Origin of the sequence: Arthrobacter sp. Soil761, assembly GCF_001428325.1 — a bacterium.
GTDB lineage: Bacteria > Actinomycetota > Actinomycetes > Actinomycetales > Micrococcaceae > Arthrobacter.
On sequence record NZ_LMSF01000002.1, the window covers coordinates 63,627 to 80,071 of the forward strand.

At 68.1% G+C, this 16,445-nt stretch carries 12 protein-coding genes; 2 read left to right on the plus strand and 10 right to left on the minus strand.

The features are described from left to right. Positions 1-12: 12 nt before the first annotated feature. Genes ASG79_RS02705 through ASG79_RS02715 form a run of 3 tightly spaced genes read right to left on the minus strand, consistent with a single transcriptional unit; the run spans position 13 to position 4,729 of the window. Positions 13-981 (minus strand): alpha/beta hydrolase, encoded by a 969-nt coding sequence (locus ASG79_RS02705; RefSeq protein WP_056388274.1) that lies wholly within the window; start codon positions 979-981, stop codon positions 13-15. Continuing rightward, the gene (locus ASG79_RS02710) at positions 978-2,000 is read right to left on the minus strand and encodes an alpha/beta hydrolase (protein WP_056388276.1); all 1,023 of its coding nucleotides are present in this window, start codon (positions 1,998-2,000) and stop codon (positions 978-980) included. Before ASG79_RS02710 ends, ASG79_RS02705 begins: the two co-directional genes overlap by 4 nt. Continuing rightward, positions 1,997-4,729, minus strand: a complete 2,733-nt coding sequence (locus ASG79_RS02715) for an alpha-L-rhamnosidase (RefSeq protein WP_056388278.1) — start codon at positions 4,727-4,729, stop codon at positions 1,997-1,999. The genes ASG79_RS02710 and ASG79_RS02715 overlap by 4 nt, the downstream gene beginning before the upstream one ends. 137 nt (positions 4,730-4,866) lie before the next feature. Here ASG79_RS02715 and ASG79_RS02720 point away from each other — a divergent pair, with 137 nt between their 5' ends. Then, on the plus strand, positions 4,867-5,697 hold the full coding sequence (locus ASG79_RS02720) for an IclR family transcriptional regulator (protein WP_056388280.1): 831 nt from the start codon (positions 4,867-4,869) through the stop codon (positions 5,695-5,697). Between the two features lie 101 nt (positions 5,698-5,798). After that, the gene (locus ASG79_RS02725) at positions 5,799-6,731 is read left to right on the plus strand and encodes an intradiol ring-cleavage dioxygenase (protein WP_056388281.1); all 933 of its coding nucleotides are present in this window, start codon (positions 5,799-5,801) and stop codon (positions 6,729-6,731) included. Here ASG79_RS02725 and ASG79_RS02730 read toward each other — a convergent pair. The 7 genes from ASG79_RS02730 to ASG79_RS02760 all read right to left on the minus strand — a co-directional run bounded on the left by ASG79_RS02730 (position 6,728) and on the right by ASG79_RS02760 (position 16,252). Then, positions 6,728-7,195: a hypothetical protein gene (locus tag ASG79_RS02730; protein WP_018770868.1), complete on the minus strand. Its 468-nt coding sequence runs from the start codon at positions 7,193-7,195 to the stop codon at positions 6,728-6,730. The genes ASG79_RS02725 and ASG79_RS02730 overlap by 4 nt on opposite strands. A 60-nt stretch (positions 7,196-7,255) precedes the next feature. Beyond that, positions 7,256-8,212, minus strand: a complete 957-nt coding sequence (locus ASG79_RS02735) for a glycoside hydrolase family 43 protein (protein ID WP_051081419.1) — start codon at positions 8,210-8,212, stop codon at positions 7,256-7,258. Then, positions 8,212-10,506 carry a family 78 glycoside hydrolase catalytic domain gene (locus ASG79_RS02740; protein ID WP_056388283.1) on the minus strand — a complete coding sequence of 765 codons (2,295 nt, stop codon included), beginning with the start codon at positions 10,504-10,506 and terminating at the stop codon, positions 8,212-8,214. Before ASG79_RS02740 ends, ASG79_RS02735 begins: the two co-directional genes overlap by 1 nt. A 57-nt stretch (positions 10,507-10,563) precedes the next feature. Next, the gene (locus ASG79_RS02745) at positions 10,564-11,571 is read right to left on the minus strand and encodes an ABC transporter ATP-binding protein (protein ID WP_056388285.1); all 1,008 of its coding nucleotides are present in this window, start codon (positions 11,569-11,571) and stop codon (positions 10,564-10,566) included. After that, the gene (locus ASG79_RS02750) at positions 11,568-13,682 is read right to left on the minus strand and encodes a dipeptide/oligopeptide/nickel ABC transporter permease/ATP-binding protein (RefSeq protein WP_056388288.1); all 2,115 of its coding nucleotides are present in this window, start codon (positions 13,680-13,682) and stop codon (positions 11,568-11,570) included. Before ASG79_RS02750 ends, ASG79_RS02745 begins: the two co-directional genes overlap by 4 nt. Beyond that, the gene (locus ASG79_RS02755; RefSeq protein ID WP_018770873.1) at positions 13,679-14,632 is read right to left on the minus strand and encodes an ABC transporter permease; all 954 of its coding nucleotides are present in this window, start codon (positions 14,630-14,632) and stop codon (positions 13,679-13,681) included. Before ASG79_RS02755 ends, ASG79_RS02750 begins: the two co-directional genes overlap by 4 nt. A 63-nt stretch (positions 14,633-14,695) precedes the next feature. Beyond that, positions 14,696-16,252, minus strand: coding sequence for an ABC transporter substrate-binding protein (locus tag ASG79_RS02760; RefSeq protein WP_018770874.1), 1,557 nt, complete (start codon positions 16,250-16,252; stop codon positions 14,696-14,698). Between the last annotated feature and the right edge of the window lie 193 nt (positions 16,253-16,445).

The following is a 16,445-nucleotide window of genomic DNA, read 5'->3' on the forward strand; positions in this document are numbered from 1 at the left end:
ACGCCGGAAGCGTTACGCCCGCCGGACTGCCAGCAGCTCACCCGCCAGGAAATCCAAGGCCGCCTGCCCTTCCGGCAGGCCAGCGGTGTGGTTGAGGTGGCCGTGGACCGCGCCCTGGGCGAGGAAGCAGGACACCGGAACCCCTGCGCGTTCCAGCTCAGCAGCAAACAGCTCTGTGGAGCCGCGGGCGTCGTCGTACTCGCAGGCGAGCAGGGCCGTGGGCGGCAGTCCGGCAGGGTCCGCGTAGCCGGGCATCGCATAGGACGATGCCATGCTGACGGGGCCGCCCACGTAGTTCTCGGCCGTCCGGATGCAGTCCTCCACGGTGAACCGCAGGTGCCGGGGCAGCCCGGCCATGACCCGCTGATCCAGTCCCCCGGCCGGCGGCGGGAGTTCCGCGTGCAGGAAGGGGTAGGCCAGCAGGAGCTTGGCGGGCAGCGGCTTTCCGGCGTCAATCAGGTAGAGCGCGGCGCCCACCGCCAGGTTGCCACCGGCACCGGCACCGCCCAGGCAGAGCAGGTCCGGATCCAGCCCCAGGCTTTCGGCGTTCTTCCGGGCCCAAAACCAGCCGGCCAGGGCGTCGTCGTGCGGGATGGGGAAGGACACGCCGTCGCGGGCCAGCCGGTAGTCCACGGACAGCACCGGCGTGCCCTGGTTCGCGAGCACCCGCGCCAGGTAATCCGACTCCGGGCTATCCACGCTGCCGCTGACGAATCCGCCGCCGTGCAGCCACACGAGGGCGGGGCTGTCCGCGCCGGCCGGTTCCCCGTAGATCCGGATGGCCACCGGCCCGTGCCGGCCGTCGGCCGTCACGGCGCGGATGGGGACGTCCGGCCCGGGTGAGCGAACGGCGTCCGGGTTAAGGAACTGCGGTCCTTCCGGGCTGGCCAGGTACTCAGCGAAACCGGCGGCGGCCTCCCCCTGTGGGCCGGCCGGGGTGGCGTCGGGGGAAGCCACGTCTGGTTCTGTGCGGGGTGTCATGGTGTTCCCAACTTCCGTGAGAAGTAGTCAACGGCTGTGGCCAGGATGGTATCCAACTGGTCCTCGGCGCCGAAGAAGCAGTGGTCGCCGCCCGTGATGGTCATGACGTCATGTTCCACGCCGGCGCCGGCGAGCGCGGCGGCCAGAAGCTCAGTCTGCGAGTGCGGGACCAGTCCATCCGAATCGCCGTGGACCAGGAGGAACGGGGCGGCATCCGCCGATACGTAGCTGACGGGGCTGGCCGCGGCCAGCAGTTTCGGGTCGTCCGACCCGCCCACCAGCATCTGCTCGGGCTGCAGCGACATTCCCGGCGGGACAGCGGCAGTCAAGGAAGGGGGAAAGAGCCCGTCCGGGGTGACTATTGGCGGGATGTCCACCAGCGAAGACACGCCGTAGAAGTCGACGACGGCGCTGACGCTGCTTGGGTGCCCCTGCGCACCGAGACCGCCCTCCAGGTCTTCGCGCTTGCCGGTGAGTCCCAGGAGCGCTACCAGGTGGCCGCCTGCTGATTCGCCCCAGGCGCCAAACCTGTCCGGGTCGATGCTGAGGTCCCCGGCGAACTCCCGGAGGTAGCGGACCGCGGCTTTGAGGTCGTGGAGCTGTGCCGGGAACGGCGCCTCCAGCGAGTGCCGGTAGTCTGCCGTGGCGCAGGCGATGCCTGCCTCGTTGAGCAGCCGGAACACGGAATCGGGGGCGAAGGTGGGCGGCAGTTCGCGGCGGTCGCCCAGCTGGAACGCTCCGCCGTGCACCCAGAGGACCATCGGCGTGGTCCCAAAGGCCTTGCGGGGCAGCCAGATGTCCATCTTCAGCGGCCGGAATCCGATGGCCCGGGCGTAGGTGACTTCACGGTGCACGGAGGATACGTCCGAGACCTGCTCCGCCGTGCCCGGGGCATCGAAGACAGGGAATGGCGGAACCTTCCTGCCTCCGGGACGGGAGGTGTCGGGACGGGATATGTCAGAACGCGACATGTCGGAAGGGGACAGGTCGAGTACCCCGGTAGCGTCATCCACTGTCATAGTGTGCTCCTCATCAGCGTAGGTTGTGCAGTGCCCCGGCCGGTGGCGCCAGGGAAAGTGTGGTGTCCCGGCCCGACGACGGCGGCCGGCGCGCCGGGCAGCCGCACCTCCGCGGTGGTGCCGGAGGGAATCGTGGCTGTGAGTGTCAGCACGCCGCCGTCCTTTGAACCTTCCGCCGCAGTCCAGGCCACCCGGATCAGGCCCCGTGGCCCCGTGTGTGAGGTGGAGGCGGATGCCAGGCCGGCGCCGGGGCGGGGCTCAATGATGATGCGCTCCCAGCCTGCGCTTCCGGGCGCCTGCCGCAGGCCGGCGGTGTAGCGGTGCAGGAAGGAGACCACGGCACCCTTGCTGTAGTGGTTGAGCGACTGGTGCGGCGTGCCGTTGGCATCGATGCCGTTCCACAACTCCCACACGGTGGTGGCGCCGCGGTCCACCATGGTCAGCCAGGACGGTTCCGAGTCCTGCATCAGGAGTTCATAGGCCAGGTCCAGTTGTCCGTTGTCCGCCAGGACCGGGAGCAGGTAGGGCGTGGCCAGGAAGCCGGTGCCCAGGTGGGTGCCGGCGTTCCGGATCAGGGCGGCCAGCTGCGAGGTGACCGTGGGGCGGTGTTCGGGGCTGACAAGGTCGAAGGCCAGGGCGCGGACGCAGTTGGCCTGCGTGGCTTGGATTACGCTGCCGGAAAAATCAAGGTATTCCGTCTCCCACGCGTCCCGGATCAGGTGTGAAAGTTCCGCGAGCTCGGCGGCCTCTGTATCCAGGCCCAGGACAGCAGCGATTCGTGCCATCACGTCCGTGGTGTGCCGGTAGTAGGCCGTGGCCACGATCCCGTGGTCGGCGCTGCGGGCGGCGAACAGGTCAGGTTCGGGGCCGTCCGGTTCCATCCATTCACCAAAGTGGAAGCCGGTGTCCCACAGGTACCGCTCGTGCGGCGCAGGCGCTGCGCTTGCGGCGGCGCGCGCGGCGTGCCGCTCCGTTTCGGCGGTAGCCTGCACAAAGTGAAGCCACCGCTGCATGGCCTCCCAGTTTTCGGCGAGGATCCCGGCGTCCCCTGACGCCAGGTAGACCTCCCAGGGCACCATCACCACCGCATCGCCCCAGCCGGCGGACCCGTTGGTGAAGCCCATGAACTCCGCCGAGGTGGCCGCGGGCCCGGGGGACGGCGAGATGTTGGTGATGACGCCGTTGTCCCATTGGTCTGCACGGACGTCGCGCAGCCACTTGCGGGAGAAGCCTGTGACGTCGAAAAGGTAGGCGGCAGTGGGGACAAACAGCTGCCAGTCCCCGGTCCAGCCGGCTTTCTCGCGCTGAGGGCAGTCGGTGGGGACCTCGCAGGAGTTGCCCAGGAAGCTCCATTCCACGATGTCATGCAGTGCGTTCAGGCGCGCATCGCTGCAGCTGAAGGTGCCGATACGTTCCAGGTCCGTCCGCACCAGGCAGCCGGTGATGTCTCCCGGCTGGAGGCCCGCGGCGAGGCCCTGGACCGAGACGTACCGGAAGCCGTGGGTGGTGTGCCGGGGTTCGAAGACTTCCCCGGGGGCACCCGAGGCGATGACGGTGTCCACCTGGCCTGCGTCCCGGAAGGCTCCCGGCGCCCGGAAGTCGAGGGGGCGCAGATGGTCCCGGTTGACGTCACCGTCCGCTCCGAGCGCTTCGCCGTATTCCAGGGTGACGGTTTCGCCCGGTGCGCCGAGCCTGGTGAGCCGGATCCAGCCGTGGATGTTCTGGCCGAAGTCCACCACCTGGCTGCCGTTGGCCAGCCGCGTGGTGGACGCCGGAACAAGTTCCTGCGCCACCCGGGTGGGCGGTGCAAGGGGTCCGGCCAGTGCGGTGAAACTGCCGGGACGGACGACGGCGGAACACGGCCGGGGTGCGCGGGCAACCGGGGCGCCGTTGCCCGCCTTAGGTGCGCTGCCGCCGTCGGCCTTCCTGAAATCCACGCCCTGGCCCGCCATAAGGTCGGCACGGAGGATCTCCGTGGCGGACACCAGCCACGAGCTGTCGGTGCCGATGACCTGCCTGCCGGCCCGTGACTCCAGTTCGAGCTGCGCCAGGAAGGCCGTGTGCGTTCCGTACATGTCGGCGTCGCGCGTGTATCCGAACGTGCCGCGGTACCAGCCGTCGGTGAGGACGGCGCGCACGGTGTTGCTGCCTTCACGGATCAGGGTGGTGACGTCGTGGGCCTGGACCTGGAGCGCGGTGTTGTAGCTGGTGGAGCCTGGGGTGAGTTGCTGGTCGCCCACGCGGTGGCCGTTGATGAATAGCTCATAGATGCCGTGCGCGGTGGCGTAGGCGCGGGCCTTGTGCGGGGCCGCCGGCAGGAAGAAGGTTTTGGTGAGGGCATAGCCGGGCCGGTCTCCGGGCGCCGGAACTTGGGGCTCATCTGGCCCGATCCACTGCGCCGTCCAGTCCTCGGCATGCATCAGCCCCAGCTCCACCGGCATCGGACGGGACCAGCCGCTCGGTGTTTCGGTGCCTTTTTCGTCCCTGTCCCAGGTGCGGACGCGCCACTCGAACCGGTCCCGCGAGCGCAGCGCCGGCCCGCCGTACGGGATGCCGCTGCAGGCGGCCGACTCGACCTTCCCGGTGTCCCAGCCGTTGCTTGCGGTGATGCGGTATGCCGCCTGGCCTGTGGTTCCGCCGGGAGGCGTCCAGCTGAGGCTGGGCTCCCGGATGGTCAGGCCCATCGCTTCTGACAGGTGCTCGGCCCGAAGCCGGGTGGGGGCGGTCATGCGGCAGGGCTCCTGGGGTGCGGGTGCTGGGAGTTCCAGCTTGGTTGGCGTGCTCCTATCCCCCACACAGCATTTTCATTGGTCGAAATAGTATTGTGGGGCAGCTCACCAATGCATCAGCGCTAGGAACCACCGCCATGACTGACATTCCGGACCCGGACACCCCGCCTGCCCGCGGAAAGCGGCCCAAACAGGGCGAACCCGTCATCGACCGCGCGCTGAGCCTGCTCGCCGTCTTCTCCGACCGGCGGCGGGCACTGACGCTTTCGGAACTCGCCCGGTATGCGGACATGCCCGCGCCCACCGCACTGCGGCTGATCGCCCGGCTGGTGGCATGGGGTGCGCTTGAAAGACTCGACGACGGCCGGTATGTCGTGGGGGTCAGGCTGTGGGAAGTGGCGTCGCTGTCGCCCCGCGGTCACGGGGTGCGGGAAATTGCCCTTCCCTACCTGGAAGACCTGTTCGAAGTCACCCGGCACCACGTGCTGCTGGCGGTGCGGGACAACGAGCAGGCGGTGCTGATCGAGCGGCTGTCCGCGAAGGATGCCACGGAGGTGGCGTACCGCGTGGGTGGCCGGGCGCCCCTGCGGTCCACGGCGATCGGGCTGGTGCTGCTGGCGGGCGCGGACCAGCAGTTCCAGGAGACCATCCTGAAGCGGCCGCCGGAAAACGAGCCCGGAGTGCCGGAGTTGCCGGAGGGCCAGCTGCGCAGGACCCTTTCGGATGTGCGGCGCACCGGGATTGCGATGATCCGCCGTACCGTCCCGTCCCGGACCGTCTCCGTGGCGTCCCCCATCTTCGACGCCCAGGGCTCCGTGGTGGCGTCACTGTCCATCGTGGTCCCGGACGGGTCCACTCCCCCGAACGTACTGGCCCCCGCTGTCCGCGCGGCCGCCCGCGCCGTCTCCAGGAACCTGGGGCACCAGGCTGCCGTCAGCGCCGGCACCCGGACGCACTCGCAGGGGTAGCGGCCCTACGCGGCCGAGGCCGGGGTCGCGGGGCAACGTCACACAGGTGGCTCACAGAATCCGCCTACCGGATGCATAGTGCGGTGGCTTCTGATGGGTTCATGACCACTTCGCACAACCGCAATGAGCTCCCCGAAAACGCGCACCAGCCGCACCCGGATCACGACCGCGGCCTTGAATTCGACCTGTCGACGCTGATGAGCCGCCGCTCCCTCGGCATGTTCCTCGGTGCCGGCGGCGCCGCCGTCGCACTCGCTGCCTGCAGCCCCAACGGATCAACCACGGCTGCGCCGTCAGCCACGGACGCAACCGCCACGGCGGCTTCCACCGAATCCGCATCGGCTTCGGCTACGGCATCGTCCTCCGCCACGTCGACACCCACCATTACCCGGGCCATTGCCGAGTGCGGCGTGGAGATTCCCCAGGAAACCGCCGGACCGTACCCGGGCGACGGCTCCAACGGACCCAACGTCCTGGAAGCCTCCGGCGTGGTGCGGCAGGACATCACCTCCAGCTTCGGCACCGCGTCCGCTAAAGCGGTGGGCGTCCCGTTGACCTTCACCCTCACCCTGCTGGACAACGCCAACGGCTGCACACCGCTGGCGGGCGCGGCGGTCTACGCCTGGCATTGCGACCGCGACGGCAAGTACTCGATGTACGACTCGAGCCTGAAAAACGAAAACTACCTGCGCGGCGTCCAGGAGGCAGACGCCAACGGCCAGGTCACCTTCACGTCCATCTTCCCGGGTGCCTACGCCGGACGGTGGCCGCACATCCACTTCGAAGTGTTCGAATCCATGAACAACGCCACCGCCGCCGGCCAGGTGCTCACCGTCTCGCAGATTGCCCTGACCAAAGCGGCCTGTGACGACGTCTACGCAACTCCTGGTTACGAAAAGAGCATCACCAACATGACCCGGACCACGCTGCAGTCAGACAACGTGTCCGGCGACGACGGCGGCATCTACCAGCTGGCCACCATGACCGGATCCGCGGCGACGGTCTATGCGGCGGCGTCTAACGTGACCATCTAGGCGTACTCGCCCTTGATCACGAAGTACGAGCCGCGGATGGTGCCCGCCAGCTTCGACTTTTGGCGGGCGAACTTGAAGCTGGACGCCAGCTCTTCCGGAACGTCCATGCCGTCCGAGAGCTTGAATCCGACCGCCCGCTTGCCCCCTTCCTCAATGCCGTACATGACGTTGATGGACAGCCCTGACTCGTAGAACACGTAGGCCATTCGCAGCCCGTCCACTTCGAAGGAGGACACCTCAAGGGGTTTGGAGGCAATCACCAGGTTGCGCTCGGCGGACAGGATGTTGTTCACATAGTCCAGCACTTCCGGCGCTTCCCCGGCAGGGACCACCGTGAAGTCGTGGTCGTATTTATTCTTGTAGTAGCGGGCCTCGTTGGCGCGGAGCCCGGCCAACGCCTCCGCTACCGGTGACGATTCCAGACCGGCGGTGGACACGTTCTTGAAATCCACGGTGTACGGCATGAGTCCTCCCTGGGAATGATCTTTTGCCACATCGTTGCAGATCAGCGCCTCCGCTGCACCTCATCGAAGGACGCGGATGCTGTTCCCGTCGATTTCCACGCCAGTGATCCTGACCCTTTCGTTGGGTGTGTCGTTCGGCCCGTGAAAGACCAGATAGTCACGCCCGCCGGATGTGCGGAGGACCATTCCATGCCCGCCATTGCTGGACCACACAGGGTCCGCCTGCTGGATCCAGGGCCCCTTGATGGTTCCGCTTTTCGACTCGGCGATGCCCATTGCATACCCGGCCTCGCCGTGGCTTGACCACAGCATCAGCAAAGACCCTTCCGGCGAACGGACAACAAACGGTCCATCGGTGAACAGGGGATCTGCGGCAAGGTTCAGGTCCTTTGGGGGTTCCACCCCCTCCGGGAACCGCAGCGGCCGGGTCCAGGCCGCCGCGGATGCCTTGAACAGGAGAGCAGGCTCACCGACTGCCGTGCGCAGGTCCGGCGCCAGGCGGACGGCACGCATCTCGCCGTCAGTGATCCCTGGTGCATCAGCGGTTCCCTCCGTCCCCCGGCTGTAGACGAGCCAGCGGGTGGAATCCTCGTCGATATACAGCGTCCCGTCGAGGCACGGTTCGGCCGCCGGCGTCACGGCTCCGTCACTCCAGGGCTGGTAGGGGCCCGTGGCCAGATCCGAGGCAAGAACCGCGACGCCCCGGGGGCGGTTGCCCGTTGACGTCGCAAAGGTGCCGAACATGAAGAACCGTCCGTCAAGGGCGTACACCTCCGGAGCCCAGAACTGCGCGTCCGCCCAAAAATCCGCTGGCGGCCGGAAGGCCGCAAAGGGGCCTTCCCAGTGTTCAAGGTCATTGCTGGTATAGCAGTCAAAGCCGGTGGCGGGGCCACTCCACACGTTCCTGTCGCTGGTTCCGAACAGGACAAACTCCCCCGGAACCGGTTCCAGGATGAAAGGGTCCCGCATCCGGATTTGATCGAGGCGCAGGAGCCGAACCGTCTCCTGTCTGCCCATCAGCGGCTTGCCTCGTAATCGGGCATGGGGGCAACGCGCCCTTCGAAAGAGTGGGTGCCGCCCTCAACGGTGCGCTGCGCACCGTCGGGAAGGACGACGTCGGCCGCCACCCCGTCAGGGACGGTCGCCTCGAGGCGGAACGCACCGCCGTCGAGCGTCCATTCAACCCGGACCTCACCGTGCGGAGTCTTCAGGGAGGTCCTGGCCCAGTCGATTCCTTGGCCCGGCTGCGGGGCGATGAGGACGCGCGCGTAGCCCGGTTCCAGCGGTCGGATGCCGCCGATGGCTTTGTGCATCCAGTCGGCAACGGCGCCCAGGGCGTAGTGGTTGAAGCTGGTCATTTCGCCGGGGTTGATGGTGCCGTCGGGGAGCATGGAGTCCCAGCGTTCCCAGACCGTGGTGGCTCCCATCGTCACGGGGTACAGCCAGGACGGGCAGCCCTTCTCCAGCAGCAGCCGGTAGGCCTCGTCCATGTGGCCGGTGTCCGTCAGCGCGTGCGTGATGAACGGGGTGCCCGCGAATCCGGTGGACACGCGGTAGCCGTTGTCCCGGACCAGCTCGGCCAGGCGGGTCCCGGCGAACTCCCGCAGCTCCGGGGTGGCCAGGATGTCGAAGGCGATAGCCAGCGCGTAGACCGTGGTGCAGTCGCTGCGGATGGTGCCGTCGGCAGCGACGTAGTTCTCGGCGAAGGCGGTACGCACCCGGGCGGCGAGCGCCTCGAAGTGGGCCTCGTCGTCGTGCCTGCCCAGCAGCCCGGCAGCCTGGGCGGTTAGGCGCGCGGTGCGGTACATGCAGGCGGTGGCCACCACGCCGGTGTCTGCCTTGGCCGCCCATGGCTGGTCCGGCGCGGCGTCGGGGTCCAGCCAGTCGCCGAACTGGAAGCCGGAGTCCCACAGGCCGGTGGGCGAGAGCAGCCCCTCCACCCGGCGGGTGTGCGAGGCCATCGACTCGTACTGGTTCCGCAGCACGCTGAGGTCCCCGTAGGCCTCCCAGAGTGCCCATGGCACCCACACGGAGGCTTCACTCCACAGGGCGGACGATTCCGGAGCCGGGAATTCGGGCGGCTGCGGGCAGAATTTCAGGGCATCGGGCACGGTGATGGGCACCAGACCGTTCGCGGCCTTCTGCTCGGCGGCCAGGTCCAGCAGCCAGTCCTGCAGGAACCCTTTGACGTCGTACAGATAGGCAGCAGTGGGGGCGAAGACCGCGATGTCGCCGGTCCAGCCCAGCCGCTCGTCGCGCTGCGGGCAGTCGGTGGGCAGGTCCAGGAAGTTCCCGCGGAGGCCCCAGACGATGTTGCGGTGCAGCTGGTTGACGAGTTCGTTGGAACATTCGAAGGTGCCGGTGCGCTCGAGGTCGGAGTGGACCACCACGGCTTCCAAGTCACCATCGGTGAGGTCGCCCGGCCAGCCGGTGATCTCGGCGTAGCGGAAGCCGTGGAAGGTCTTGGTGGGTTCAAAGTCGTCTTTCCCGCCGGAGAGGATGAACGTGTCCGTGGCTTTGGCTGACCGCAGGGGCCGGACGCCCAGCTCGCAGTCTTCCAGGACCTCGGCGTGCCGTACGGTGATGGTGTGTCCGGCCTCGCCCTTTACGCTGAAGCGGAGCCAGCCCACCAGGTTCTGGCCGAAGTCCACCAGCGTCCGGCCGGTGGGTGAGGTGCGGATTTCCACGGGATGCACGACGCCGGCACGCACCACGGGCGGGCCCACCGGCTCAGCCAGCCGGCCGCCGTCGAACGCCAGCCCACGCACACCCGTCCAGTCAGCGCCGGGTACAAAGCCGGGCTCCGCCCAGCCCTTTTGCAGGCGGCGGGCGTCGATGGTCTGGCCGTCGTAGAGGTCGTTGAAGGTGGTGGCGGAGGGGCCTGCCTGCCAGGAGGTGTCAGAGGCGACCGACTGGACGTGTCCGTCGTCGAACTCGATGTCCAGCTGGCCGAGGAACCCCAGCTCACTGCCGTACAGGTTGGACATCCCGTGCCAGGCCAGCCGTCCGCGGTACCAGCCGTTGCCCAGTTCCACCCCCAGCACGCTGGTTGGCGCCAGCAGGGAGGTGACGTCGTAGCTGCGGTAGCGCAGCCGCCATTCGTAGGAGCTCCAGCCGGGGCTGAGGACGTCCGAACCAACCGGCGAACCGTTGATGAACGCCTCGTAGACGCCGAGGGCGGTGGCCCGGAGCATCGCCTGCACCACGCCGCCGTGGCCCTCGTCGAGCGTAAATTCCTTGCGGAGCAGGGGGGCGCCGTCAAGGTCCTGTTGGGGCGTGATCATGGCGGCGTGCCAGGGCGTGGAGGTCATGGAAGGAGGGTTCCGTTCTGGTGGAAGCTGGTCAAAAGCAGGTGGAAGAAGTGCCGGTCAGGCGTAGTGGCAGGCCACATCCGCCGCACCCACACGCCGCAGGGCCGGCCGTTCGGTGGCGCACAGGTCAGTGGCCAGGGGGCAGCGGAGCCGGAAGGGGCATCCGCCGGGCCCGGGGACCGCGGCCGCCCCGGTGCGGACGCCCAGCGATTCGCGGGCCTCCCGGCGCGCCGCCTGCTCCGCCGGACGCGGCACCGGGGAGGCGGCCACGAGGGCCTGGGTGAAGGGGTGCTTGGGGTTCCCGGTGACGGCAGCGGCAGGTCCGCTTTCCATGACCTGCCCGCGGTAGAGCACCACCACGCGCTGGGCCAGGAACTGGACCACGGCGATGTCATGGGCGATGAACAGGTAGCTCAGGCCGCGCTCGTCGCGGAGGTCGGCCAGGAGGTTGAGCACCTGCGCCTGGGTGGAGAGGTCAAGGGCGCTGACGGCTTCGTCGCAGACCACCAGTTGGGGATCGCAGATGAGGGCACGCGCCACTGAAATGCGCTGGCGCTGGCCGCCGGAGAACTGGCTGGGGTAGCGGTCCACGGCGTCCCGCGGCAGGCCCACGCGTTCGAGCATGTCCCCGGCCTTGGCGCGTGCCTCTGCCGCTGAAACCCCTCGCAGGCGCAGCGGTTCGGCCAGGGACGTGCCGATGGTGTTCCGCGGGTTCAGCGATGAGTTGGGGTCCTGGAAGACGGCACGCAGTTCCCCGCCCAGGGCCCGGCGCTCCTTGGCGCTGGCGGAGGTGATGTCCTTGCCCTGGTAGGTGATGGTGCCGCCGGAGACCTTTTGCAGGCCCAGGATTGCCTTGCCAATGGTGGACTTTCCGGATCCGGACTCCCCCACCAGTCCCACAGTCTCCCCGGGTGCGATGCTGAAGCTGACATGGTCGACGGCGGCCGGTGCGGCGGCTGCCTTCCGGCCCCGTCCATAGCGGACCACCAGGTCCTTGATCTCAAGCATGGGGGTGGCGGCGGAGGAAGCCGCGGAATCTTGGCGCTCGGTCACTGCGGTGCTCATGCCGGGTCCTTTTCAACGATCGGGTTTTGCTTGGGGGTGACCTCCAAAACGCGGGAGGCGGGCACGTCCGTGGCCAGCCAGTCCATGCCTTCGACGGCCAGCTGGTCCGCTTTGACACACCGCACCAGCCCTTCGCCGGCGCCGGAGCGCAGCAGCTGAACGGGTTCCATGCAGGCTGAGCCGGCGAACTGGCAGCGGGCCGCGAACCGGCAGCCGGTGGGCCAGTCCTTGGGCTGCGGCACCTGTCCGCTGATGGTGGCAAGGCGCTCCGGCATGTCGTCTGCGTGGTTGGCGTGTGGGTCGGCGGCCAGGAGCGCCAGGGTGTAAGGGTGGCGGGGGTGGTCCAGGACGGCCTGGGTTGTGCCGTTCTCCACCACCTGGCCGGCGTACATGACGGCCACCTGGTCGCAGATGTCCGCCACCACACCAAGGTCGTGGGTCACCATCACCACGGACATGCCTGTGTCCTTCACCAGGGTCCGGAGCAGGGACAGGATTTCGGCCTGCACCGTGACGTCCAGGGCCGTGGTGGGCTCGTCCGCCACCAGCAGCTTCGGCTGCCCGGCCAGTGCCAGGGCAATCGCCACGCGCTGGGCCATGCCGCCGCTGATCTGGTGCGGATAGGTCTTCAGGATCCGCGCCGCGTCCACGATGCCCACCTTTTCCAGCAGGGTCTGCGCCTCCTGGCGGGCCTCGGTCCTGCCCATGCCGCGGAGCCGGCGGATGGTCGCGGTGAGCTGGTACCCCACGGTGAACATCGGGTCCAGGGCGCGCATGGGTTCCTGGCTGATCAGCGCGATCTCCCGGCCGCGCACTGCTTCCATGTCCCTCTCCGCCACCGCTGCCAGGTTTCTTCCGTTCCAGAGGATCTGGCCGCCGGTGACACTTACGCCCGAGGGAAGCAGGCCCAACAAGGACAGCGCGGTCATGGTCTTGCCACAGCCGGACTCCCCCACCAAACCCAGGACGGTGCCGGGCTGGACGTCGAACGAGACATCGGTGACCAGGCGGACGCCGGTGCCTGTACCTGCACTGTCGACGCCGACGGACAGGTTACGGACGCTGAGCGTCCCCTTATCGGCAGAGGCGCCGTCCAATGCGGCCAAGTCCTCCGATCCGGGCGCCCCCGCCGCGATGGCGGCGACGGCCTTGGCGCGCTGCCGGCGTGCCGCGGCGGAGGGCAGGTGCGGTGCGGCCGCGTTGGGGGCCTTGCCCAGGGCATTGCCGATGGCATTGGCGGAGAGGACGGTGAGCGCCAGCACGGCACCGGTGGGCACCATCATCCAGGGGGCGTCATAGACGTGCTGTGAGGCGCCCTGGATCATGCCGCCCCAGCTGGGCTGCGGGATGGGCGGGCCGAAGCCGATGAACGCGAGGCCGGCCTGGATGAGCATGCCCACAGCGAAGATGAGCGCGGACTGGACCACGATGGTGTTCGCCAGGCCGGGCAGGACGTGCCGGAGGCTGATCCGCAGTGGGCTGACGCCGTCCACCTTGGCCGCATCCACGTAGAGCTGGGACTGCAGGGACTTGGCCTGGCCCAGGATCACGCGGTAGATGCCGGCGGACATCAGGATGCCCAGGATGGCCATAACCACTGGGATGTTGGTTCCCACCGCGCCGATGACGGCCAGGATGATCACGGTTCCCGGCAGGGACATCATGATCTCGGTAACCCTGCTGATCACGGCCTCCACGCGTTCGCCGGTGCCGGCAGCAAGCATGGCCAGGATGGTGCCGAGCCCGACGCCGACAATCACCGTGAGCATGGACGTCCCCAGGGTGCCGGCTGCGGCGGCGAAGATCCGGCTGAGGATGTCGCGGCCCAGTTCGTCCGTTCCCAGCCAGTGGGCGGCGGTGGGGCCGGAGAGGACTGAGGCGAAATCCTGGTCCTCTGTCTTGAAGGGCAGCCACAGCGGCGCTGTCAGCGACGCGGTGACAAGCGCCGCAAGCCAGGCCAGGCCGGCCACGGCGCCCGGCGAAGTGAACAGCCGGTGCCGGGATACCTTGGTGATGGCCGCCCTGCCGGCGTTGCGCGCGGGGGCTGCTGCCGGCGTCGTACTTCCTGCCTGGTCCGCGTCCGCAGGGGCCGGGGTAACTGTTGGGATCATGAGGCACGCAACTTCGGGTCGAGGAACTTGGTGGCCAGCTCCAGCACCAGGTTGACAGCGACCACCACCACGGTGGCGATCACCACCACGCCCTGGACGGCGGGGGCATCATGGGTGCTGACGGAGGTCTGGACAGCCTGGCCCAGGCCCGGCATGGCGAACAGCTGCTCGGCGATGACGGAGCCGCCGAACAGGCCGATGAACTGCAGGGCGATGCCGGCCACGATGGGCAGGCTGGCGTAGCGCAGGGCATGGACGTAGAGGATCTTCCAGGTGGGGGTGGCCGTGGCGCGCAGCGTGCGGATGTGTTCCTGCTGCAGCGCCTCGAGCATGGACGCCCGGGTCTGGCGGGCTATGAAGGCAGCGCCGCCCACGGCGAGGGTGATCACCGGCAGCGCCAGGGACAGGGCCCAGTCCTGCGGTGAGGCCTCGAACGGCACGTAGCCGGTGGCCGGGAAGATGGAGGACTGGACGGCGAACAGGTACACGAAGAGGACGCCCACCCAGAACGCCGGCAGGGCGACCAGGAGTCCAACGAAGCCGCCGATCACCTGGTCCAGGAGGCCGCCGCGGACCGCTGCGGTGACGCCCAGGGCGATGCCCAGGACCGCGCTGAGGACGGTGGCGCCGGCGGCAAGCGAGGCTGTGACGGGGAGGCGGCCGGCGAGGTCGGCGCTGACGGAGCGGCCATCGATGAGCGAGACGCCCAGGTCGCCCTGGACGGCGGAACCAAGCCACGTGAAGAACTGTGTGAACAGCGGATCGTTCCAGCCCATCCTCTGGTTGACCTCGTCGATGGCTTCCTGGGAGGCGCCTGCGCCGAGGGAGACGGCTCCCGGGCTGCCGGGCATTGCGTGCACCAGCAGGAATGCCAGCACCGCAACCACCAGCACGGTGGCCAGCGCCATCAGCAGGCGCTTAGTGATGAATAGTGCCATGGTGACCTCCATCGGTCAGGCCCTGCCCGGCCGGGCCCTCCTGTTTGGGGAGGGCCCGGCGGGAAGGTGCGGGTATTAGCTGGCCGGCGTGTAGGACGAGAGGAGCGGGTAGGCGTTGGTGCCGGCGAACTTCACCTGGGCCACCTTCTTGGTGTTGTAGCCCTGGTTGGTCAGCGCCTCATACAGCGGGATCATCCAGCCTGACTCCACCAGGCGGGTGTTCAGCTTGGTGGCGGCTGCCTTGACGGCGGCGTCGTCTTTGGCCGCGGCCAGCTCGCCGGTAGCGGCGCTGAGCTTGTCATCGGTGGCCTTTTGCACGTTGGTGAAGCCGTTCAGGATGGCTCCGTACATCACGCCGACGGGGTTGTCCCAGTTCAGGGGAGCGTAGCCAAGGGGTGTGGTGGCGACGGCGGCGAACGCTTCGTCGGTGGAGGCTGCCATCTTGACTTTCATGGTGATGCCGACGGCGGCGAGGTCCTTCTGGACGGCCTGCAGGTCCGTCTGGGTCTGCGCGCTTGCGATGATGGTGAACTCGAAGCCGTTGGGGTATCCGGCCTCGGCCAGCAGGCTCTTGGCCTTGTCCGGGTTGTACGCGAATGTGGTTTCCAGGTCCTTGGTGAAGCCGGCCGAATCCTTGGGCAGGGCGTTCCATGCAGGGATGTCGCCCTTGTGCAGGGCATCCACCAGGGCCTGGCGGTTGATGGCGTACTGAATGGCCTGGCGGACCTTCTCCTGGGCGAACGCCGGTGCGGTCTTGCCGATCTTGTCGAAGGAGATCATGGTGTTCACAGTGCCGCCGATCTGGGAAACGCCAACGCCCTTGGACTTGGCGAAGTCCACCGTGGAGGACGTCAGCATGGCAACGTCGGCCTGGCCGGAGACCAGGGCGTTGGCGCGGGCCTGCGGGTCCTGGACCACGCTGAAGACCACCTTCTTGTAGGCGTACTTGGAGGCGTCTGCGCTCTTGTCGTTCTTCACCAGGACGTACTTGTTGCCCTTCACGGTGGAGGGGTCAAGGGTGTACGGTCCGGAGCCGTCAGGGGTTGCAGCGAGGCTGGACGTGTCCGTGACGCCGTTCCTGCCCACGATCATGCCGGTGGTGGAGGCCAGGTTCTTCTCGAATCCGGGCTGCGGCTTGGCGAAGGTCAGGGCCACCTGGGTGGGGCTGACCACGTCCACGGAGGTGATTTCCTGGGCGCCGCCCTTCGCGACGGCGGAGTAGGCGCTCAGCGCGGGATCGGAGCGGCGGTCCAGGTTGGCCTTGACCAGGGCGGCATCCAGTTTGGAGCCGTCGGTGAACGTGACGTCGTCCTTGAGGTTCAGCGTCAGGACGGTGTTGTCCGCGTTGTAGCTGAAGTCCTTGGCCAGGCCCGGACCTGCGGAACCATCCGGCTGAAGGGTCATCAGGCTGTCGTAGAGGCCTTCGAAGAACTGGCGCTGGGCTGCGGAGACGCGCAGCGGGTCGAACCCGAAGGAGGCTGAGTCGCTGTCGATGGCCAGGGTGAGGCTGCTGGTATCAGCCTTTGCGGCGGCTTGGCTGGACCCGCCGCCGCAGGCGGCCAGGGAACCCATCAGCAGGGCACCGGCCAGAACGGCGGAGCTCGCACGGGCGGTGGAGTTCGGAAGTTTCATGTAGTGCGCCTTTGCATTCTGATGTGATGACGGAGGAACGGTTGTGGGGGCTGGCTGCTCGCCGGCTCCCTTCAAGAATCAGCCGGGGCCACAGGCGCCAAACATGACAATGTCATTGATTGAAAAGGTATTGTGGCGGCGGTCACGCCGGGCGGAAGGATGGAAGGCAACGAAGCCTCGGACGCCTGCACGC

Excerpts from the sequence above, each read along its gene's own strand:
- ASG79_RS02705 (WP_056388274.1), bottom strand. The coding sequence starts at position 981 with ATGACACCCCGCACAGAACCAGACGTGGCTTCCCCCGACGCCACCCCG.
- ASG79_RS02735 (WP_051081419.1), bottom strand. The coding sequence starts at position 8,212 with ATGGGCAGACAGGAGACGGTTCGGCTCCTGCGCCTCGATCAAATCCGG.
- ASG79_RS02740 (WP_056388283.1), bottom strand. The coding sequence starts at position 10,506 with ATGACCTCCACGCCCTGGCACGCCGCCATGATCACGCCCCAACAGGAC.
- ASG79_RS02710 (WP_056388276.1), bottom strand. The coding sequence starts at position 2,000 with ATGACAGTGGATGACGCTACCGGGGTACTCGACCTGTCCCCTTCCGAC.
- ASG79_RS02745 (WP_056388285.1), bottom strand. The coding sequence starts at position 11,571 with ATGAGCACCGCAGTGACCGAGCGCCAAGATTCCGCGGCTTCCTCCGCC.
- ASG79_RS02755 (WP_018770873.1), bottom strand. The coding sequence starts at position 14,632 with ATGGAGGTCACCATGGCACTATTCATCACTAAGCGCCTGCTGATGGCG.
- ASG79_RS02715 (WP_056388278.1), bottom strand. The coding sequence starts at position 4,729 with ATGACCGCCCCCACCCGGCTTCGGGCCGAGCACCTGTCAGAAGCGATG.
- ASG79_RS02750 (WP_056388288.1), bottom strand. The coding sequence starts at position 13,682 with ATGATCCCAACAGTTACCCCGGCCCCTGCGGACGCGGACCAGGCAGGA.
- ASG79_RS02725 (WP_056388281.1), top strand. The coding sequence starts at position 5,799 with ATGACCACTTCGCACAACCGCAATGAGCTCCCCGAAAACGCGCACCAG.
- ASG79_RS02720 (WP_056388280.1), top strand. The coding sequence starts at position 4,867 with ATGACTGACATTCCGGACCCGGACACCCCGCCTGCCCGCGGAAAGCGG.
- ASG79_RS02730 (WP_018770868.1), bottom strand. The coding sequence starts at position 7,195 with ATGCCGTACACCGTGGATTTCAAGAACGTGTCCACCGCCGGTCTGGAA.
- ASG79_RS02760 (WP_018770874.1), bottom strand. The coding sequence starts at position 16,252 with ATGAAACTTCCGAACTCCACCGCCCGTGCGAGCTCCGCCGTTCTGGCC.